Source organism: Zunongwangia sp. SCSIO 43204 (genome assembly GCF_019904275.1).
In the GTDB taxonomy this organism is placed as follows: domain Bacteria; phylum Bacteroidota; class Bacteroidia; order Flavobacteriales; family Flavobacteriaceae; genus Zunongwangia; species Zunongwangia mangrovi.
In genome coordinates, this window is the sequence record NZ_CP063204.1 from 2,433,856 (window position 1) to 2,453,357 (window position 19,502).

Annotated in this window: 22 protein-coding genes; 21 read left to right on the plus strand and 1 reads right to left on the minus strand. The window is 38.2% G+C overall.

From position 1 onward, the window contains the following. Positions 1-126: 126 nt before the first annotated feature. The 21 genes from INR75_RS10655 to INR75_RS10755 all read left to right on the plus strand — a co-directional run bounded on the left by INR75_RS10655 (position 127) and on the right by INR75_RS10755 (position 16,503). Positions 127-879: an SDR family NAD(P)-dependent oxidoreductase gene (locus tag INR75_RS10655; protein WP_223088787.1), complete on the plus strand. Its 753-nt coding sequence runs from the start codon at positions 127-129 to the stop codon at positions 877-879. A 110-nt stretch (positions 880-989) separates the two neighbouring features. Continuing rightward, positions 990-1,556, plus strand: coding sequence for a DapH/DapD/GlmU-related protein (locus tag INR75_RS10660; RefSeq protein WP_223088788.1), 567 nt, complete (start codon positions 990-992; stop codon positions 1,554-1,556). An 11-nt stretch (positions 1,557-1,567) separates the two neighbouring features. Then, positions 1,568-1,933, plus strand: a complete 366-nt coding sequence (locus INR75_RS10665; protein WP_223088789.1) for a DUF2255 family protein — start codon at positions 1,568-1,570, stop codon at positions 1,931-1,933. A gap of 8 nt (positions 1,934-1,941) precedes the next feature. Next, positions 1,942-2,823, plus strand: coding sequence for an alpha/beta hydrolase (locus INR75_RS10670; protein WP_223088790.1), 882 nt, complete (start codon positions 1,942-1,944; stop codon positions 2,821-2,823). 380 nt (positions 2,824-3,203) lie between these two features. Further along, the gene (locus INR75_RS20610) at positions 3,204-3,437 is read left to right on the plus strand and encodes a cyclophilin-like fold protein (protein ID WP_223088791.1); all 234 of its coding nucleotides are present in this window, start codon (positions 3,204-3,206) and stop codon (positions 3,435-3,437) included. Beyond that, the gene (locus INR75_RS10680; protein ID WP_223088792.1) at positions 3,382-3,582 is read left to right on the plus strand and encodes a cyclophilin-like fold protein; all 201 of its coding nucleotides are present in this window, start codon (positions 3,382-3,384) and stop codon (positions 3,580-3,582) included. The genes INR75_RS20610 and INR75_RS10680 overlap by 56 nt, the downstream gene beginning before the upstream one ends. Before the next feature lie 8 nt (positions 3,583-3,590). Continuing rightward, a complete protein-coding gene (locus INR75_RS10685) occupies positions 3,591-4,598 on the plus strand; it encodes an esterase family protein (protein WP_223088793.1) in 1,008 nt (335 codons plus the stop codon). Between the two features lie 104 nt (positions 4,599-4,702). Further along, on the plus strand, positions 4,703-5,059 hold the full coding sequence (locus INR75_RS10690) for a cyclophilin-like fold protein (RefSeq protein ID WP_223088794.1): 357 nt from the start codon (positions 4,703-4,705) through the stop codon (positions 5,057-5,059). Between the two features lie 33 nt (positions 5,060-5,092). Then, positions 5,093-5,326 (plus strand): tautomerase family protein, encoded by a 234-nt coding sequence (locus INR75_RS10695; RefSeq protein WP_223088795.1) that lies wholly within the window; start codon positions 5,093-5,095, stop codon positions 5,324-5,326. Positions 5,327-5,349: 23 nt separating this feature from the next. Then, positions 5,350-6,429, plus strand: a complete 1,080-nt coding sequence (locus INR75_RS10700; protein WP_223088796.1) for a Gfo/Idh/MocA family protein — start codon at positions 5,350-5,352, stop codon at positions 6,427-6,429. A gap of 50 nt (positions 6,430-6,479) precedes the next feature. After that, positions 6,480-7,331: an aldo/keto reductase gene (locus INR75_RS10705; protein WP_092542671.1), complete on the plus strand. Its 852-nt coding sequence runs from the start codon at positions 6,480-6,482 to the stop codon at positions 7,329-7,331. 117 nt (positions 7,332-7,448) lie between these two features. Continuing rightward, positions 7,449-8,045, plus strand: coding sequence for a sugar O-acetyltransferase (locus INR75_RS10710; protein ID WP_223088797.1), 597 nt, complete (start codon positions 7,449-7,451; stop codon positions 8,043-8,045). Between the two features lie 21 nt (positions 8,046-8,066). Continuing rightward, positions 8,067-8,573 (plus strand): cupin domain-containing protein, encoded by a 507-nt coding sequence (locus tag INR75_RS10715; RefSeq protein ID WP_255584515.1) that lies wholly within the window; start codon positions 8,067-8,069, stop codon positions 8,571-8,573. Positions 8,574-8,919: 346 nt separating this feature from the next. Then, positions 8,920-9,642, plus strand: a complete 723-nt coding sequence (locus INR75_RS10720; protein ID WP_223088798.1) for an SDR family NAD(P)-dependent oxidoreductase — start codon at positions 8,920-8,922, stop codon at positions 9,640-9,642. Between the two features lie 22 nt (positions 9,643-9,664). Then, positions 9,665-10,876 carry a multidrug effflux MFS transporter gene (locus INR75_RS10725; protein WP_223088799.1) on the plus strand — a complete coding sequence of 404 codons (1,212 nt, stop codon included), beginning with the start codon at positions 9,665-9,667 and terminating at the stop codon, positions 10,874-10,876. Positions 10,877-10,950: 74 nt separating this feature from the next. Beyond that, positions 10,951-11,613: an SDR family oxidoreductase gene (locus tag INR75_RS10730; protein ID WP_223088800.1), complete on the plus strand. Its 663-nt coding sequence runs from the start codon at positions 10,951-10,953 to the stop codon at positions 11,611-11,613. A gap of 120 nt (positions 11,614-11,733) precedes the next feature. Then, a complete protein-coding gene (locus INR75_RS10735) occupies positions 11,734-12,048 on the plus strand; it encodes a helix-turn-helix transcriptional regulator (RefSeq protein WP_223088801.1) in 315 nt (104 codons plus the stop codon). A 167-nt stretch (positions 12,049-12,215) separates the two neighbouring features. Then, complete coding sequence (locus INR75_RS10740; RefSeq protein ID WP_223088802.1) at positions 12,216-13,181, plus strand: LLM class oxidoreductase; 966 nt, start codon at positions 12,216-12,218, stop codon at positions 13,179-13,181. 7 nt (positions 13,182-13,188) lie between these two features. Continuing rightward, on the plus strand, positions 13,189-13,638 hold the full coding sequence (locus INR75_RS10745; RefSeq protein WP_223088803.1) for a nuclear transport factor 2 family protein: 450 nt from the start codon (positions 13,189-13,191) through the stop codon (positions 13,636-13,638). A gap of 33 nt (positions 13,639-13,671) precedes the next feature. After that, positions 13,672-14,334 (plus strand): SDR family oxidoreductase, encoded by a 663-nt coding sequence (locus INR75_RS10750; RefSeq protein ID WP_223088804.1) that lies wholly within the window; start codon positions 13,672-13,674, stop codon positions 14,332-14,334. 318 nt (positions 14,335-14,652) lie between these two features. Further along, positions 14,653-16,503, plus strand: coding sequence for a glycoside hydrolase family 2 protein (locus tag INR75_RS10755; RefSeq protein ID WP_223088805.1), 1,851 nt, complete (start codon positions 14,653-14,655; stop codon positions 16,501-16,503). 75 nt (positions 16,504-16,578) lie between these two features. Here INR75_RS10755 and INR75_RS10760 read toward each other — a convergent pair whose 3' ends face one another. Beyond that, positions 16,579-19,392 (minus strand): pitrilysin family protein, encoded by a 2,814-nt coding sequence (locus tag INR75_RS10760; RefSeq protein WP_223088806.1) that lies wholly within the window; start codon positions 19,390-19,392, stop codon positions 16,579-16,581. Positions 19,393-19,502: the final 110 nt, after the last annotated feature.

Sequence of the window (19,502 nt, forward strand, 5' to 3'; positions counted from 1 at the left end):
CGAGGTAGTTTTTTTAAAGTCATTTTGAATCCAGCCAAAAATACTTCCGAAGAAAAAATACTTCGGAAAAACTTCAAATTTCACCTTTTAGAAAACAGGTGAAACAAACCAAAAAAAAGAAAAGTTATGTTCAATTTTAAAGATAAAGTAGCCATTGTAACCGGTGCCGGTAGCGGTATGGGGCTTGCAGCAGCCAAAGCTTACGCAAAAGCAGGCGCAGCAGTTGGCTTAGTAGATATTAACGATACCACAAAAATAGCTGAAGAGATCGAAGCAGATGGTGGCAAAGCCATCGCGATCAAATGTGATGTGAGCGACGAGCAAAGCGCTAAAGAAGCGGTGAAGCAGGTGGTAAATAAATTTGGTCGTTTAGACTTTGCATTTAACAATGCAGGGATTCAAAACGATGCCAAAGATATTGTTGAAGTAAGCGGCGAAGAATACGACCGAACTTTAAATATCAACCTTAAAGGAGTTTGGAATTTTATGAAATACGAACTCGAGCAAATGGGGAAACAAGAAAGCGGTTCGGTAGTGAATAATTCTTCTTTAGGAGGTCTTGTTGGTGTTGCCGGTCGTGGAGCGTATCACGCGGCAAAGCACGGTATTCTTGGACTTACAAAAAGTACAGCTTTAGAATATGCCGATAAAGGAATCAGAATCAATTCGATTTGTCCTGGGATCATTGAAACTCCAATGGTAACCGAAATGTTAGATCGCGAGCCAGATGCAATGGATTATTTAATTGAAGCGGTTCCTGCAAAACGTTTAGGTAAAGCTGAAGAAATTGCAGATGTGGCAATGTGGCTTTCTAGCGATTATTCAAGCTATGTTACCGGGCAGGCAATTCCGGTAGATGGTGGATATACTTCTAAATAAGAAGCTGAAATTGTGTAAATTCAGAAGTAATTTTTTCTGAAATATAATAGGAAATGCTGGTAATTTAATTGCTGGTATTTCTTACCTTAAAAACAAAGATTAGATAAATTATGAGTGCAACTAAGAAGACAATTTTCGAGCGATTACTGGCTAATGAAGTGATTCCGATGGACGATCCCGATTATGGTGATGTTCGTGTAGCAGTTGAAGAAACAATGAGCTTAAATCTAAAACTGAATAATGCTGAAGGTTTAGATGAAGTAAGAAAATATCTGGGAGAGATCATTGGTACTGAAGTCGACGAAACCACCACCTTGTTCACTCCGTTTTACACCAATGTCGGCAGGCACATCAAATTGGGTAAAAACGTATTTATCAATCACGCGTGTAGTTTTCTGGATTTGGGCGGAATTGAAATTGAAGACAATGTAATGATTGGTCCGCGTGTGAATATTTCTTCGGAAAATCACCCTTCAGAAATTGGGAAACGAAACACGATGGTTCCCCTGAAGGTGACCATTAAAAAAGGAGCCTGGCTGGGCGCAAATGTGACGGTGTTGCCCGGAGTGACCATTGGTGAAAATTCAGTAGTGGCAGCCGGAGCTTTGGTCAATAAAGATGTTGAGCCTAATAGTGTTTACGCCGGAATTCCTGCCAAAAAGATTAAAGAATTATAAAATTTAGAACGATGAGTTTAACAACAGAAGAAATAAAAACAATCGCAGCAGAAAACGATTTTCATATCGCACCTTTTCGTGCTGATGGAAAAACCTACGGAACATTAACTTGGATCTGGTCTGTTGAGGTTGAAGGTGAATTATTTGTACGTGCGTATAACGGCACAAGCTCACGCTGGTATCAATCGGCCTTAAGTCAAAAAGCCGGAAAAATAAAAGCTGCAGACATCGAAAAAGATGTAGAATTTGAACCGATCAAAGGCGAAGAGATCAATGAAAAAATTGACGAAGCTTATCGCGCAAAATACAGCAGCAGCCCGTATTTAGGATCAATGATCAGCGATCGCGCAAAAGCGGCGACAGTTCAAGTGAAATAATTATAAAGATGAACGTTTCAAAACTTATACTGGCTGTTGCTTTAATTGCTTTGATTTTTGGTTGTAAAAATCAGGAAAAGGAAACAGCAGAAAATAAAGAAGTTGCAAACCAAAGTGCGATGATAAATGCCAAATCTGAAAATATTGAAATCGAAGGTTCGGTAGGAACGCTAAAAGGTATTTTGCAAATGCCAGAGATGGAAGAAGGCCAAAAATATCCGATAGTCATTTTAATGCACGGTATATTTTCCAACAAAGAAACGCCTTTGGTAACGCAATTAGCAGATGGCTTGCAGGAAATTGGGATCGCGAGTATTCGGTTCGATTTTAATGGTCACGGCGAGAGTGACGGAGATTTTATCGATATGACGGTTCCTTTGGAAGTGGAAGACGCTAAGGCTGTTTTTAACTATGCACAGCAACTTGATTTTGCTTCAAGCATCAGTTTGATGGGGCATTCGCAAGGCGGAGTGGTAGCTTCTCTTTTGGCAGGAAGTTTAGGCGATAAAGTGGAACGTATGACTTTATACGCTCCTGCGGCGGCTATGGAAGATGAATCTGCTGCCGGCCGTATGCTAGGACAAACTTTTGATCCTGAAAATCCGCCCGAATATCTTGAGGTTTTTGACCATAAAGTGGGCAGAGAATATATGCTTACAACTCCGAAACTCGACATTTATGATCGCGCTGAAGAATATGAAGGTCCGGTTTGTATTGTACAGGGAAAACAGGATCAGGTGGTTCCTTACAGATACGCTGTAACGTATGATGAACGTTATCAAAACAGTAAACTTTACTTGCTTGAGGATGCAGATCACGTTTTTGAAAATAACGTTGAAGAAGCAGCTCAGCTTGGGATCGATTTTTTCAGTAAGCTTAAAACGGAATAATTTTGAACGATTTTCTCGAATATCGAGATTAATTACTTCTAGGCTTGCCTAGAGTTGGTTTATTGTCAACTTCAAAAATTTTGATTATTAGTTTTCGAAGCCTCATTGATCGTATTCAATGGGGTTTTGTTTTTTATAGCTTTTAAATTTTAATAAAAATTATAAAAATCAAATACTTTAAGAGTGTTGAAATTTATAAAAACACCTCATTTTCTTAAAGTTTAGTTAAGCTTAAGGAGGTTTTAAGTTGCTGTAAATCAGTAATTAGTTAAAAATAGTTAAATTAAAAGGATGTTTGATTTCCATAGTTTTCAGTTTGAAAAGCTTAAGTTTAAGAGAGTGATTCTTGTTAATTTTGAATAGTGAAATCAAAACAAAAAATGAGTCAGGATCAGCAAAAATCAACTGAAGTAATTCTTAAAGTCGGACAGAAAGAATTCAAGGCAAAATTTAACAATTCTACGACGGCAAAAGACGTGCTTTCAAAGTTGCCTTACACCGTAAATCTAGATCAGTACGAATATGATTACTGCGGAATTATACCTGCTCCATTAGCTTTTGACGAAGCTGATAACACAACGGCTGACCAACGGCGATATTTGCCTGGCAGATAATTATTTTACGATTTTGTATGCCGGTGAAGAACAATCTGCTTCGCACACCGGTTTAATCAAAATAGGTGAAATAGAAGACAAAGAAAAGCTTTCAGAAATCGCAGCATTAGGAAACAGCATTCAATTAACGGTTACTTCAGCATAAAACTATATATGAAAAAATACATCACATATCTTGGATTCCTTTTGGCTCTAATTTTTACGAGCTGTAAAACTTCAGATGGTTCTTCAGAAGCTATTACTGAAAACACTTCCGAAGAAAATGAGGAGGTGAATACCGAATTTCAGTTCAACCGAATTCCGGAAGCAGAGAAAACAGCCATTGAAAACGGCGGAACTTTGCAATTATTAAGTTACACGACAGAAGACGCAGCAGGAAACAAACTTGAAAAAGAGGCTTATGTTTACGTTCCGGCAGGTTATGATGATTCAGAGAAGTATGATATCGCTTATGTGATGCACGGTGGTGGCGGTGATATTTCGATCTTGATTGGAACACCAGAAAATCCAACATCTTTAAAGAACGCGATCGATCACCAGATCGAAAATGGTGATTTAGAACCGATGCTTTTAGTGTTTCCGTCATTTTATCCAAACGGTCCTGACGGAGTGGGAATGGATCAGGTGGGGGAATTGACGTATCAATTTCAAACTGAATTAAAAAATGGCTTGATTCCGGCGGTCGAAAGTAACTATTCAACGTACGCAAATAGTACAAGTGCAACCGACTTAGCCGCATCGAGAGATCATCGATTATTTACCGGTTTTTCAATGGGAAGTGTCACGACTTGGTACGCTTTTGCTGAAAACCTAGATTATTTTAAATATTTCGCACCGGTAAGCGGTGATTGCTGGGCATTGCAAATGATGGGTGGCGCAAGGCAACCCGATGAAACCGCAAATTATCTGGCAGACGCGGTTGAGCAACAAAACTATTCCGCAGAAGATTTTTACGTATTTGCTGTAACCGGAACAGAAGATATCGCTTATGAAAATTTGAGTCCGCAAATCGCTTCAATGCGCAATTTGGAGGTTTTCAATTATGGTTTAGATCGTGAAGAAAACAACCTGTATTATTTAGAAATTGAAGATGCAGTACACACCAACGAATGGTATTTTGAATATGTGTATAACTTTTTACCCTTCTTTTTCGGTAAGTGATGCAGCATTTAAAAGCATATCGAATTTTATCGATTTTATTCCTTTTGATCGGGTTTTTTACAAGTCCGGTTTCGGCTCAAGATCAACAAGAAAATAATAAGAAAATGAGATTAAAAATAACGATAGGAGATACCGAGTTGATGGCAACTTTATACGACAATGCCACAGCAAAAGATCTTATTGCGCATTTGCCGTTAACGGTAGAATTGGAAGATTACGCGAGCAACGAAAAGATCTTTTACCCAAATCCAAAGCTTTCTACGCAAGGTGCGCCGGCGGGTTACGATCCTTCAGCAGGCGATATTACGTATTATTCGCCTTGGGGAGATATCGCGATTTTCTACAAAGATTTTAAATATAGCAGCGGATTGGTGAGCGTTGGTAAAATCGACGAAGCAGACGTAAAACATCTAAAATTCTCTGGAAATAAAGAAGCAAAATTTGAATTGGTAGAAGAATAATTTCCGTAGAAAAAAATTGAAAAGAAAAAGAAAATGCCACATATACATTTAAAAATAGCAGCGGGACAATCGGAAGAAAACAAACAAAAGTTAGCCGATTTATTTACCAAAGTAATTACTGAAAATACCGAGAATCCCGAAGAAGCGGTTTCGGTAGCGATCGAAGATATTCCAAAAGAAGATTGGAAAGATGGGGTTTACGATAAAGAGATCAAACCCAATATCGAATCGCTCTACAAAAAGCCGGGTTATTCGTTTGATGAGTAAGTAAAATTTAAAAAAGTTTGAAGATGAGTAAAGATAAAATTAGAGTAGGATTTATAGGTTTAAATCCAGATAGTCACTGGGCAGCAACTGCACATTTACCGGCTTTACAATCTTTACAGGACGATTTAGAGATTGTAGCGGTAGCCAATAGCACGCTAGAAAGTGCACAAAAAACAGCAAAAGCACTCAATTTACCCCACGCTTTTGCGAGTTATAAAGAATTAGTAACGTCTGATCAAGTAGATCTTGTGGTGGTAACGGTTAAAGTTCCGCATCATTTTGAAATTCTTTCTGCCGCTTTAAATGCCGGAAAACACGTGTACAGCGAATGGCCTTTAGGGAATGGTTTGGAAGAAGCTCAAAAATTAGCCAAACTCGCTAAAGAAAAGAATGTTGCTGTCGCTATTGGCACACAAATGCGTTACGCACCGGAAGTTACGTATCTTAAAAAACTGATCGAAGACGGTTATGTTGGCCAAGTTCTTTCTACCAGTTTAATTGGTTCTGGCGGAAACTGGAGCAATCAAACGGCAGAAGAATATTACTATTTGTTTGATAAAGCGAACGGAGCTTCAATGTTAGAAATTCCGGTAGCGCATACGCTGGTTGGTGTTGCTGAAGTTTTAGGTGATTTTAGTGAAATTTCGAGTAAATTATATTCCAATTTCAACGAAGTAAAGATCGCTGAAACCAATGAAATGAAGCTAAAAACAGCCGAAGATCAAATCCTGCTTCACGGAAAATTAGAAAGCGGCGCAGCATTTTCGGTACATTATCGTGGCGGAGTTTCAAAAGCGACCAACTTCCTTTGGGAAATCAACGGAACCGAAGGCGATCTGCAAATCACAGGAGATACCGGTCACGGGCAAATGGCTAACTTCAGCATAAAAGGAGCAAAATCTGAAGATGATAGTTTACAGGAATTAGAAGTTCCAAAAGAAGCTTTAGAAGGCTGGCCAGAGTTTCCGGGTGCAAGAAACGTTGCTCATATTTATCAATTATTAGCTGAAGACATTAAAACCGGATCGCGCAAAGCACCCAACTTTGAGGACGGTGTAAAATGGCATCAATTGATTGCTGAAATAGATCCTTCAGCAAAATAAAAGAAGTAAAGAATTAAGAATAGAAATAAGTTTAACCAAAAAAGAAGATTATGATTTTAGAAGAAAAATTCACTTTAAATAACGGAGTAGCAATACCAAAATTAGCTTTAGGAACCTGGATGGTCGATAACGACGATGTGAGTGAAGCTGTAAAAGAAGCCATAAAATTGGGCTACCGCCATATCGATACGGCTCAAGCCTATCAAAATGAAGAAGGCGTTGGTAAAGGAATAAAAGCAAGCGGAATCGACCGTAAAGAGTTATTCATCACCACTAAATTGGCTGCTGAAGAAAAGACTTACGACGACGCTAAAAAAGCGATCAACGAGTCTTTCAAAAAACTAGATGTAGACTATATCGATCTAATGATCATTCACAGTCCGCAACCTTGGAATGATTTCCGTGGCGGAAATTATGACGAAGGAAACTTAGAAGCCTGGAAAGCTTTAGAAGAGTTTTATGAAGCCGGAAAGATCAAAGCGATCGGATTGTCAAACTTTGAGCAGTCTGATATCGAAAACATTTTAAACAACGGTCACGTAAAACCAGCGGTAAACCAGATTTTGGTTCATATTGGTAAAACGCCAAGCGAATTAATCGAGTTTGCTCAGAAAAACGATATCCTAACCGAAGGATATTCTCCACTTGGTCACGGTGTGTTAATGGATCACGAGACCGTAAAAGAAATGGCAGACAAATACAATGTAAGCGTTGCGCAGTTAGCGATTCGTTACAGCCTGCAATTAGGCGTGTTGCCATTGCCAAAAACCACAAAATCAAAGCATATGCTAAACAATGCAGATGTAGATTTTGAGATTTCTGAAGAAGATATGACAACCTTGAAAAATGTTGAAGAAATCAAAGATTACGGCGATGCAAATCAAATGCCTGTATTTCAATAAGATTGAAGTTTAATAAACTTTAAAACTAAACCTCTCCGGAGCTCATTTTATAGAATTACGGAGAGGTTTTTTTATGCTGAAAATTATTCAGCTGCTGAAATAGACAATTTCTGAAAAATGAAAAACAACACAGAACATAAGCCTGCTGAAGATCGCGATGCAATCATCAAAACCCTGAGAGATCAACAAAGCGTTTCGATGAGCGATCCCGATATGCCGAGGTTGGCTGAAGTTGCGAGCGAAGCCTTTAAAGTTTTAAAAGACTTCAATCTAGAATACGATCTTGAAAAAGGCAGAGCGCTTTTTGGCGAATTGATTGGGAAGGATATAGATGAAACAACCACGGTTTATCCGCCATTTTATACCAATTACGGGAAAAATATTTCTTTAGGAAAAGGAGTGTTCATCAATCACGATTGCTCGATGCTCGATTTAGGCGGAATCGAAATTGAAGATGAAGTAATGATCGGACCACGAGTGAGTATCACTTCAGAAAATCATCCCATTTCACCTAAAGAGCGCAAAACTTTGGTTCCGGGGAAAGTGACGATCAAGAGAAATGCGTGGATCGGTTCTAACGTAAATATTTTACCAGGCGTAACTATCGGTGAACACTCGGTGGTAGCTGCAGGAGCGGTGGTGACCAAAGATGTTCCGCCACGGACATTAGTCGGAGGGATTCCGGCGAAGGAATTGAAAAAATTAGAAGATTAATTCAACCAAAATCAGCTTTATATGTCTCTAAAAAATGCCTTCAAAATCACCAATATCGGCTTATTGCTATTGCTGTTTTTTATGAGTTGTAAGCAGGAAATTTCAACAACGCAAACCGAAGCGAATAAGAAACAGCCGACGGTAAATGTTGAAGAAATTCAGCAAGGTGCTTTAGCTTCCGCAGAAAATAATACCGGTAATGTTTGGGTAAAACCACACGTGATGCAAGATTCGATTTACGATATGATGCTGGTTACCGAAGCTTTTGAACCCGGCGCAAGAACCTATTGGCATATTCATCCTGCCGGTGAAATTTTGGTCGTTACCAAAGGCGAAGGTTATCATCAAATCAAAGGACAAGAGCTTGAAAATATTAAAAAAGGGGACGTGATCAAATGCCCACCCGGAGTTTCACATTGGCACGGTGCGGTAAAAAATAATGTAATGAGTCACCTGGTTATCCTACCAAACATTGCAGAAGGCGGTGCGATTTGGCAAGACGAAGTAGCATTTGAAGAAGAAAAATAGGTTGGTTGAACTTCAAAAGGAGGGAATAACAGGTTTATTTCCTTCTTTTGTTTTTCTTGATAATCGAATGTTGGGTTTTGCGCCAGTGCTGATTTCTTGTACTTTTTATTTGTCAAGTGAAATTGGTCTACTTTTTAATTCAGTAGTAATTGTTAGGAAAAATTTCAGCGTAGGATGTGGAGCTAGGAATTAGCGTAGCGGTTTTCCTAGCGCAGGCAGAATTTTTTTCTCCACAATTCAAGGAATTAAAAATAAACCTAGACTTTTTTGTTACTTTTTTGGCAATGAAAAAAAGTAAGGGGTTAGTTGAAAGTACTAATGATTAAAGTTTGTATAAATTAAAATTATGGCAAAAATATTTATCACAGGATCCAGCGATGGTTTAGGTTTACTCGCGGCAAAAGCTTTGGTAGCACAAGATCACGAGGTTTTTGTTCACGCCAGAAATGAAGAACGAACGAAAGATCTAAAAGCTGAATTACCCAATGCTTCAGCGGTTTTGATCGCTGATTTAGCGAATATCGATGAAGTAAAGCAGTTGGCAAAAGAAGTAAATAGTTTTGGAAAATTTGATGCGATTATTCATAACGCAGGGATCTCTTCCGGAGAATTATTCAACGTAAATGTCTTGGCACCTTATATGTTAACTGCGGAAATTGAAACTCCAAATCGGTTGATTTATTTGAGTTCAAGTATGCATAAAGGCGGAAGTATGCAGAAAAATGAAGCTGAAATACCGAATATCAGCTATTCAGATTCTAAGTTTCTGCTTACGCTTTTAATGAATTATGTTGCCAAAATTTATCCTGAAACTTATGTAAATGCGGTAGATCCCGGATGGGTTCCTACAAAAATGGGAGGACAGTCTGCTCCCGATGATTTGCAAAAAGGATACGAAACGCAACTCTGGTTAGCAACGAGCGAAGAAAATGCAGCAAAAGTTTCCGGGAAGTATTTTTTCCATCAGCAACAACAAAAACCACATTCCGAAATCACGAATATTGATTTTCAGCAAAAATTAATTGCTATTTGCAAAAACCAAAGCGGCATAGAATTGAAAACAAAATAAAAACAGCATTTTAAACCCCTAAATGAAAAACCCCCCAACCACAGCAAACGATACCAACGAAGTAGGAAAACTTTATTTTATAAGTGGTTTAGGAGCCTTGATGGCGTTCACCTCACTTTCTACCGATATCTATTTACCGGCGATGCCGCAAATGCATAAAGATTTACAAGGAGATGTAGAATTAACCATTTCGGGATTCTTGATCGGTTTTGCTTTGGCGCAGATCATTTGGGGACCCATAAGCGACCGAATCGGTAGAAAAAAGCCCTTAAGAATCGGACTCATTTTATTCATTATCGGTTCGATAGGTTGTGCGTTTTCAGAAACTATTTTTCAGATCGTTACAGCTCGGGTGGTGCAGGCTTTTGGTGCTTGCGTAGGGCCAATGTTGTCGCGAGCGATGATTCGCGATCGTTACGATCGTACACAGGCGGCCGAGATGCTTTCAACCTTAATGGTAGTGATGGCGATCGCACCGATTGCTGGTCCATTGCTGGGTGGTCAGATTATAAAATTCAGTACCTGGCCGGTGGTTTTTTGGGTGTTGGCGGCTTTTGGCGCGGTAATGTTTATTGCGATTCAGCGTTTGCCGGAAACTCTTCCGCCAGAAAAACAAGCTAAAACTTCGTTGCTGGAAACCTTTAAAAAATACGGCCGACTTTTTAAGAATTCAGATTTTATGGTGTATACGCTTTGCGTGACCTTTTTCTATATGGGCGTTTACGCCTTTGTTACGGGTTCGCCGGCGGTGTATATCACGTATTTTAATGTCGAGCCGGAATATTATGGTTGGTTGTTTGCGATCAACATTTTAGGTCTTATGGGCTTTAGTATCGCTAACAGAATTTGGGTGCGAAAATATTCACTTGATAATTTGCTGAAGATCGCAACTTCGGTAGCAATGCTAGCGGGAATCGCTTTAGCGCTATTGGTGAAATTTGAGATTGGCGGAATTTACGCGGTGATAGGCACAGTATTCTTTTTCTTTTCGATGAACGGAATTATCGCTGCTTGTACCAACGCCGCCGCGCTCGATAAAGCACCAGAAATGTTGGGTGCCGCCGCTGCGCTTTTAGGAGCTTTTCAATATGGGAGTGGCGTGTTATCTTCAGTTTTACTGGCTTTGTTTGGAGAAGACAATGGTTCGCCGGTAACGATGGCTTATATAATGGCTTTTTTTGCAACCGCTTCCGCAGCAGTAATTTTTGCAAGAAGTAACCTAAAAAAGCAATAAAGTTTAATAGAATTTTAAAACAGATTCTATAAAAGAAAAATTAACTTGAAAATAAACGAAAAAGAAAGATTGATATGAAAGTTTTAATTATTGGAGCACACGGAAAAGTTGGACAACGAATTTCCAAAGCGATGAGTGCTGCAGAAGATGTTGAACCTACGGCGTTCATTAGAAAAGAGGAACAAAAGCCACTTTTTGAAGAAATGGGCGTTGGTACGGTGGTAGAAAGTTTAGAAAATACGCCTGAAGCTATTGGCGAGGTGATCAAAAACTACGATGCTGTGGTATTTACTGCAGGATCTGGTGGAAAAACCGGTCACGATAAAACTATGGAAATAGATTTAGACGGTGCGATCAAATCGATCAACCAAGCTGAAAAACACGGTGTAAAGCGTTTTGTAATGGTAGGCGCTTCGCACAGTGACGATCGTTCGTACTGGGGAAAAGTAGACGGAATGAAACCGTATTACACCGCAAAACATTATGCCGATTTGGAACTGAAAAGAAGTTCGTTAGATTATACGATTTTACGTCCCGTTCTTTTAACCGATGACGATGAAGCCGGAAAGGTTTTAATGACCGAAAACCCGGATGAAGTAGGATCTGAAATTCCACGTCAGGCAGTTGCAGAAACAGTATTAACTGTACTGAAAGATCCAAAATCCTACGGAAAAGTGATCGAAATGAGTAAAGGTCAAGACAAAATCGCCGATGCTTTAGCGAAAGTTTGTTCTTAAAACACCAGAATAATAGATTTTAAAGTCCGTTGAAAGCTTTTTTATAAAGTCTAAACGGACTTTTTTTATATTTTCCTACAAGAGTTTTTACATATCTAAATATATCGATATGTTTGCATTATGAACGCAAAGGAGTTTATAGAAATTAGTAAGTGCCTTTCTAATAAAACAAGATTAGATATTTTGGAATGGTTGAAAGATCCTGAGGGAAATTTTCCTCCAAATACAACCGCAATGCCCAATAGCGAAGGTGTTTGTGTGACTTATATTCACGAAAAAACAGGATTATCACAATCAACAGTTTCAACGTATCTCAGCAATATGTCTCGATGTGAATTGTTAGAAATGAAACGGGTTGGAAAATGGACTTATTTTAAAAGAAATGAAGCAGTGATTAAGGCATTCAGTACATATTTACTCGATAATCGAGATTAAACGCTATAATATTTATAGCTATCCAGATGTCTCAAAATAAATATTGTTTCAAATAAATGCTTTCCTAGCCTGAAATTGTCGGCATAGAGGCTTGTCTTGAACCAGTTAAGTTAAAAATTTGAAACAATACATCTATATATAGCGATATATGAAATCGAATAATTGATATGAAAGAGAAAAATTTAAAGTATCCACAAGGTCTGGCAGATCACGCGATTTACACAAAGCTATTTCAGCCAAATAAATTGAGTTTTGGGCTTATTGCGCCGATGCGGGGATATCCCAATTCACCTTTTCCCGATATGAGCAATCATATAGAAATTGTAAAGCAAGCAGATCGTGTAGGAATAGATATGGTTTGGTTACGTGATGTTCCTTTTTATGCCCCCAATTTTGGTGATACAGGGCAAATCTATGATCCAATGGTTTATGCAGGTTGGCTTGCTGGGCAAACTTCAACTATTGCGATTGGTACAGCCGGTATCGTCCTACCTTTAAGGGATCCTGCAATTTTAGCAAAGCAAGCCTTATCTATAAATCAACTTACCGGAGGTCGATTTATTTTAGGATTGGCAGGAGGCGATCGCTATAGCGAATATCCTGCAATGGGAGTAAATTTTGAATCGCGGGTTGCACGTTTTAGAGATGCTACTCAGGTTTTGAAAAAATTGATGCTCGAATCATTTCCGAAGTATGAATCAGAATTTTATGGTCAACTTCGTGGAAACTTAGATATGCATCCAAAACCAACGCATCAAAAGATTCCAATCTTAAATATCGGTAGAGCAGGGCAGGACATCGACTGGATCGCAAAAGAAACCGATGGCTGGATTTGGCACGGAATGCAGGCGCAAAAAGCAGATGCCGTAATTGAAGCCTGGACAGCATTGAATCAAGATATTTTTAAACCTTATGGCTATGGTAATTTCTTTGAATTATCTAAAAATCCCGATATGCCGGTGCAGGCTTCCAGCAATTTTATGTATGGTGGGCGTAACCGATTGATAGAATACTGGAAGAAACAAGAAGAACAGGGGATCAACCATATTATTTTAAATTTAAAACCATCACATAGAAATCCGCTGGAAGTATTAGAAGAATTTGGAAAATACATTGTCCCGGCATTTAAATAATAAGATTATGGAACCTATAGAAAAGCTATTGCATATAGAAGAAATAAAGAATTTAAGAATTCAATATTCACATCTTTTAGACACCAATCAAATGGAAAAAGTTGCGGGTCTTTTTACTGAAGATGCCATTTGCCAAACCGATCGAACACCTTGGATTGGTAGAGATGGAATACAGAACGGACTAGAAAAAGCCTTTAAAGATTTTGATGAAAAATCATACGGGAGCTATCCATTTATGCATGCGGTGACCAATCATTGGGTAGAAATTACGAGTCCGACCACTGCGAAGGGCAGATGTTATTTGATCGATCTTTTAACCGAGCGGCCTATAGAAGATCGGCCACTATTATTGCTTGGTGTTTATGTAGACCACTATGAATACGTAGATGGAAATTGGAAGATTAAAGAAAGTCTTTTAGATATCACCTGGCCGCAAAGGGATATAAAATCTAAATAAGAGAATAGTAAATTTTGAAAAAGAAAAATTGATATGAAAGTTTTAATTATTGGAGCACACGGAAAAGTAGGACAACGAATTTCTAAAGCGATGCGTGCTGCAGAAGATCTTGAACCTACCGCGTTCATTAGAAAAGAGGAGCAAAAACCACTTTTTGAAGAAATGGGCGTTGATACGGTGGTAGAAAGTTTAGAAAACACCCCTGAAGCTATTGGCGAGGTGATTAAAAATTATGATGCTATCGTGTTTTCTGCAGGATCTGGCGGAAATACCGGAGATGATAAAACGATAGAAATCGACCTTGATGGCGCTATTAAAGTTATCAATGAAGCTGAAAAACATAATATAAAGCGATTTGTGATGGTTAGTGCTTCGCAGGTTGATAATCGTTCCTATTGGGGAAAAGTAGAAGGAATGAAACCCTATTTTACCGCAAAACATTATGCCGATTTAGAACTGAAAAGAAGTTCGTTAGATTATACGATTTTACGTCCCGTTCTTTTAACCGATGACGATGAAGCTGGAAAGGTTTTAATGACTGAAGATCAGGATGAAGTAGGATCTGAAATTCCACGTCAGGCCGTTGCAGAAACAGTTATAACTGTTCTAAAAGATCCTAAAACCTACGGAAAAGTGATCGAAATGAGCAAAGGTGAAGACAAAATCGCCGATGCTTTAGCGAAAGTTTGTTCGTAAATAAGATTTCAACCTAAATAAAAAGCCTCCTACTGAGAAATTAGTAGGAGGTTTTTTTATTGGCGCCGCGAAAGGGAATAATACCCTAAGGCTTGCCCCGAGGTAGTTTACTTGTTTCAGATTAAAAAAATCAGACTCAAAATCTTCAAATATTAGCTTTATTGATATTCGATATTTTCAGTAAAAATTTTTAAATAGCTTTATTATATATCGATTCAGAATAGCGTAATTTTTTTATATTAGTAAATGTAAATTTTACATTTATTATTCAGGTTGAGTTTCTTCGGCCTGAAATATTTTAATCAAATTCTGTCTTAAATGATATTCAAAAAAATTATTGCTGCTTTTTTAGTATTGCTTTCTGCCTCGGCATTTGCCCAGGAAAATTTAATCGTAAACACGCATAATCGTAAACAGGTTTCGCTAAATGGCACCTGGCATTACATTATCGATCCTTATGAAACTGGTTTTTATAATTATCGATATACCGAGAAAGGAGAAAAAGACCCTGAAGCTTATTGGAATAATCCAGAGCCACATGGCAAAACCGATAGAAAGGAGCATGGTTATAGTGATGATTATACGATTCAGGTTCCTGGAGATTGGAATTCTCAGGATGATGTTTTTAAATATTACGAAGGGACAGTTTGGTATCAAAGGGATTTTGATAAGCCGAAATTAGAGGAAAATGAACGTCTTTTTTTATACTTCGGTGCGGTTAATTATGAGGCGCATGTTTATCTAAACGGGAAAAAACTTGGAATGCATAAAGGTGGATTTACGCCTTTTAATTTTGAAATTCCGCAGGAAATGCTTCAGGATAAAGGAAATTTTCTTGTGGTAAAAGTAGATAATAAGCGTCATGCAGATGAAGTACCAACTTTAAATACCGATTGGTGGAATTATGGCGGAATTACCCGTGATGTGAAATTGGTGATTACACCACAAAATTTTATTCAGCAGTATGCTTTGCATTTAGAGCAGTCTCAGGATATAGAAAAAGCAAAGAAGCGTAAGAAATATACAATTTCAGGTCACTTTAAATTGAATTCAGCTTCCGCAGAAAAAATTACTATTGAAATTCCTGAAATTGGACTTAAAGAGAAAGTTGATATTAGCGGTTCTGAAGCTTCTTTTAATTTTGAAGCAAAGAAACTTGAATTATGGTCGCCTAAAAATCCAAAACTTTATGAGGTGAAGTTTACGCTAGAAGAAAACACCTTAACTGATAAAATAGGCTTTAGAAAAGTAGAAGTTTCAGGAAAAGATGTATTGCTGAATGGTGAAAAGATCTTTATGCGCGGAATTTGTATTCATGAGGAAATTGCTCCTGAAGTCCGCAGAGCCACGAACACTGCTGATGCTCATAAACTTTTAGGATGGGCGAAAGAGCTAAATGCAAATATGGTTCGCTTGGCGCATTATCCGCATAACGTATATATGACACGTGCAGCAGATTCTTTAGGGATTTTAGTGTGGAGTGAAATTCCGGTGTACTGGACGATCAACTTTAAAAACGATGCCGTTCTGGATAAAGCGAAGAAGCAGTTAGACGAAATGATCATTAGAGATCAAAATAAAGCTTCTGTAGTGATCTGGTCTGTAGGAAATGAAACTCCGGTTAGCGAAGCCAGAACCGAGTTTATGAAAAATCTGGTGATGCATGCAAAAGAGAAAGATGATACAAGAATGATTTCTGCTGCCTTAGAAGTTGGATATAACCGCGGAACAAACTATATCGACGATCCCCTGGGAGAATATACAGATATAGTTTCTGTAAACGAATATTTGGGCTGGTATGGTGATTTGCCTCATGCTAAAGTGAAATCGAAATGGGAAACAGCGTACAATAAACCACTATTTTTTAGTGAAACCGGTGCAGGATCTAAAGGTGGATTCCATGCCGATAAAGAGACTCGATGGAGTGAAGAATTCCAAGAATGGTATTTTGAAGAAACACTAAAAATGATGGAAAACATGCCAGATAATTATATGGGAATCGCACCTTGGATTCTGGTAGATTTTAGATCTCCTAAGCGTAATAATCCTAAATATCAGGAAGGTTGGAATCGTAAAGGTTTAATTGATGATAAAGGCAACAAAAAGAAAGCTTTTTATACGCTGAAAGAATACTACGATAAGAAAGAAAAGGAATTTGAAGAGAAATAGTTAAGCTTAAAATAGCATAAAAAAAAGCCCGATTTTATCAAGAAAATCGGGCTTCATTTTTTATAATCTTGATGTTTATTCTTGCGGATTTAAAAGAATAGGTTCACCGTAACCAAGTTCTTTTAATTTCTCAAGCTGTGTTTCAGCATCGCCAACAATTAGATAATACATTCGGTTTGGATTAATGTATTTTTTAGCCAGATCCTGAATTTCAAGAATGTCTAAATTTTTCACCTGTTTTTCTCGTTGTTTTATATAATCGTAATCACGATCGTAATTACTAATTTCACTAAGCATATTTAGCTTCGCGTCTAAAGTTTCAAACTTTCGCATATTACTTTTAATCATATAACTTTTAGTTATTTCAAGGTCGTGCTGATTAAAATTCTCTGAATAATCCTGCAATATCTCTTGTACTAGCTTGGCAGCATCGTCTGTGATATTGGTTCTTACTCCGGTTGAAATCATGAACGGCCCAACATACTGATCTCCAAAAAATCCAGATCTAATTCCGTAAGTATAACCTTTTCCTTCGCGTAATTGTTGCGTAAGCTGTGAAGCAAAACTACCACCACCCAAGCGGTAATTCATGACTTCAGCAGGATAGAAATCTTTGTTAGTTGCTGCCATTGCTGGAGCTCCAAATCTAAAAACAGATTGTTTAGCTCCCGGAACATCATAAAAATAAACCTTCGATTTCTGCGGAAGTTGAGGTTGTGCAATCTTAGGAAGCTGAACATTCTTTGCCGGCCAGTTTGCTGAAAGCGATTTTAAAGCATCTGTAGCATTTTCTTTATTTAGAGCACCAACCACCAGGAACTTTGTACGTTGCGGCGTTAAGTTTTCTTCGTAATAGTTTTTTAGATCCTGAAGGCTGATCGCTTCAACGCTGGATTTTGTACCTAAAGTATTTTTAGAAAGTAAGCTTCTTTCCCCGTAAATTAGCTTTTGAAATTCAAGATTTGCAATCACATTAGGATTTGCTCTCTCTTCTTCCAGCTGGCTAAGCACTTTTTGTTTTGCCAGTTTAAATTCATCTTCGTCCCATCTTGGTTGTAAAAGTATTTCCTCAACCAGAGCGATGGTCTCTTCAAAATTCTTAGCTAAAGTACTTCCAGAAACACTAATTTGGGTTTTACTAGAATTGATTCTAATATTTGCCCCCAGTAGAGCGATAGCTTCTTCTAATTCCTCCGGAGTTTTATTTGCGGTTCCTTCTCCTAAAATTTCTGCCAGTAAATTAGAAACTCCCGTTTTGTTTGGGTCTTCCAAAAGTAATCCGCCATCCATCTGAAATTCAAATTTAACCAAAGGAACTTCACTGTTGGTAATTCCGTATACCTGCATTCCAGAAGGCATAAAATCTTTCCAAACTTCAGGAGTTGTAAGTTCTGGTGTAGCAGCATAAGGTGGTTCTACACTTCTATCAAAGCTGGAAGGCGTTTTTTCGTAATCGGCTTGTTGCGAGGCATCAAGATCTTCTTCAGCACCTTCAACGATTTGTTCTTCTTCAACTTCAGCAGGTTCAGAATTTTCTAAAGCTAATTCAATTTCACCTTTAGGAACAAAACTCGTCGCTACGTAATTTTGAGCTTTGATGTATTTATTAAAAACTCGCATTACATCTTCTTTGGTCACTGCCAAAAGCTTATCCATTTCTTTATTGATAAAGTTAGGATCGTTAGCGAAAATCTGATATTGGGCTAATTGAAAGCCTTTTCCAAGAACGCTGCTAATACTATTATAGAAGCTGGTTTCCTGCCCGGCTTTTATGCGCTTAAGATCTTTTTCTGAAATTCCATTTTTAGCGAATTCAGCAAAAGTTTCATCGATAGCTGCGGCAACACTATCCAAATCTTTTCCATCGTATGCTCTAACCTGAAGTAGGAGTTTTCCAGCAAGTTCAGAGGTGTAATTATACATTCTAACCGATCTTGTTAACTCTTTTTCTTCGACCAAATTTTTATAAAGCGGAGCGGTTTTTCCGCTGCTTAGATATTCAGCAAGAATAGAGAGGGCATACGAATCTTCATGATAAGAATATACACTAGGCCAGGCCAAAGTTAACTCTGGTAAACGTGCAAAATTATCCTCGTAATACAGTTTTTTGCTTTCTTCCAGACTTACCAGTTGCTTTTCCTGTCTTTCGATTTTTTCTCCGGAAGGGATTTCATCAAAGTATTTATGAACCCATTGTTTTGCCTGTTCTTTATCAAAATCTCCGGCAATAGTTAAGATCACGTTGTTAGGAACATACCATTTATTATAATAATCTTTTACATCCTGAAGCGTCGCATTTTGAAGATCTTCTAAACTACCAATGACCTGCCAGTTGTAAGGATGATCTTTTGGATATAGATTTTTATCGATCACATACATGGTATGGCCGTATGGGCGGTTATCGTAACTCTGGCGTTTTTCATTTTTTACCACCTGCTTTTCTTTTGCTAAAACAGGTTCGGTTACAGTATTGATAAAGTACCCTAGCTTATCAGCTTCTGCCCAGATCATTTTTTCCAGAGCATCTTTAGGAACGGTTTGGAAGAAATTTGTACGATCGTGACTGGTAGAACCATTGGCACCAGAACCACCAATTCTTGCACTCATTTTATCGAGTCCGCCTTTTCCCAGGTTTTCAGATTCCAGAAATAATAAATGTTCAAACAAATGAGCAAAGCCGGTACGATTTTCGATCTCCCTGGCCGATCCTACGTGCGCAGTCAACGCTACGGCCACCACAGGATCTGAATGATCTGTGTGTAGAATGACCGTTAAACCATTGGATAAAGTAAAACTTTCGAAGTTCACTTTTAATGAACTATCTTCCTGCGCATTTAGCGTACAAGCAACCAAAAAGCACAAAAAGGCAACTATTTTTTTGAAATTCATTTTTGACAATTTAATTTTCAGCATTCAGCATTCAGCATTCAGCATTCAGCATTCAGCATTCAGCATTCAGCATTCAGCATTCAGCATTCAGCATTCAGCATTCAGCAGGC

Bases quoted from the DNA above. Each gene is read 5' to 3' on its own strand.
- INR75_RS10760 (WP_223088806.1), bottom strand. From the start codon at position 19,392: ATGAATTTCAAAAAAATAGTTGCCTTTTTGTGCTTTTTGGTTGCTTGT.
- INR75_RS10740 (WP_223088802.1), top strand. From the start codon at position 12,216: ATGAAAGAGAAAAATTTAAAGTATCCACAAGGTCTGGCAGATCACGCG.
- INR75_RS10695 (WP_223088795.1), top strand. From the start codon at position 5,093: ATGCCACATATACATTTAAAAATAGCAGCGGGACAATCGGAAGAAAAC.
- INR75_RS10660 (WP_223088788.1), top strand. From the start codon at position 990: ATGAGTGCAACTAAGAAGACAATTTTCGAGCGATTACTGGCTAATGAA.
- INR75_RS10730 (WP_223088800.1), top strand. From the start codon at position 10,951: ATGAAAGTTTTAATTATTGGAGCACACGGAAAAGTTGGACAACGAATT.
- INR75_RS10655 (WP_223088787.1), top strand. From the start codon at position 127: ATGTTCAATTTTAAAGATAAAGTAGCCATTGTAACCGGTGCCGGTAGC.
- INR75_RS20610 (WP_223088791.1), top strand. From the start codon at position 3,204: ATGAGTCAGGATCAGCAAAAATCAACTGAAGTAATTCTTAAAGTCGGA.
- INR75_RS10690 (WP_223088794.1), top strand. From the start codon at position 4,703: ATGAGATTAAAAATAACGATAGGAGATACCGAGTTGATGGCAACTTTA.
- INR75_RS10755 (WP_223088805.1), top strand. From the start codon at position 14,653: ATGATATTCAAAAAAATTATTGCTGCTTTTTTAGTATTGCTTTCTGCC.
- INR75_RS10735 (WP_223088801.1), top strand. From the start codon at position 11,734: ATGAACGCAAAGGAGTTTATAGAAATTAGTAAGTGCCTTTCTAATAAA.
- INR75_RS10700 (WP_223088796.1), top strand. From the start codon at position 5,350: ATGAGTAAAGATAAAATTAGAGTAGGATTTATAGGTTTAAATCCAGAT.
- INR75_RS10685 (WP_223088793.1), top strand. From the start codon at position 3,591: ATGAAAAAATACATCACATATCTTGGATTCCTTTTGGCTCTAATTTTT.
- INR75_RS10725 (WP_223088799.1), top strand. From the start codon at position 9,665: ATGAAAAACCCCCCAACCACAGCAAACGATACCAACGAAGTAGGAAAA.
- INR75_RS10745 (WP_223088803.1), top strand. From the start codon at position 13,189: ATGGAACCTATAGAAAAGCTATTGCATATAGAAGAAATAAAGAATTTA.
- INR75_RS10720 (WP_223088798.1), top strand. From the start codon at position 8,920: ATGGCAAAAATATTTATCACAGGATCCAGCGATGGTTTAGGTTTACTC.
- INR75_RS10710 (WP_223088797.1), top strand. From the start codon at position 7,449: ATGAAAAACAACACAGAACATAAGCCTGCTGAAGATCGCGATGCAATC.
- INR75_RS10665 (WP_223088789.1), top strand. From the start codon at position 1,568: ATGAGTTTAACAACAGAAGAAATAAAAACAATCGCAGCAGAAAACGAT.
- INR75_RS10750 (WP_223088804.1), top strand. From the start codon at position 13,672: ATGAAAGTTTTAATTATTGGAGCACACGGAAAAGTAGGACAACGAATT.
- INR75_RS10715 (WP_255584515.1), top strand. From the start codon at position 8,067: ATGTCTCTAAAAAATGCCTTCAAAATCACCAATATCGGCTTATTGCTA.
- INR75_RS10670 (WP_223088790.1), top strand. From the start codon at position 1,942: ATGAACGTTTCAAAACTTATACTGGCTGTTGCTTTAATTGCTTTGATT.
- INR75_RS10705 (WP_092542671.1), top strand. From the start codon at position 6,480: ATGATTTTAGAAGAAAAATTCACTTTAAATAACGGAGTAGCAATACCA.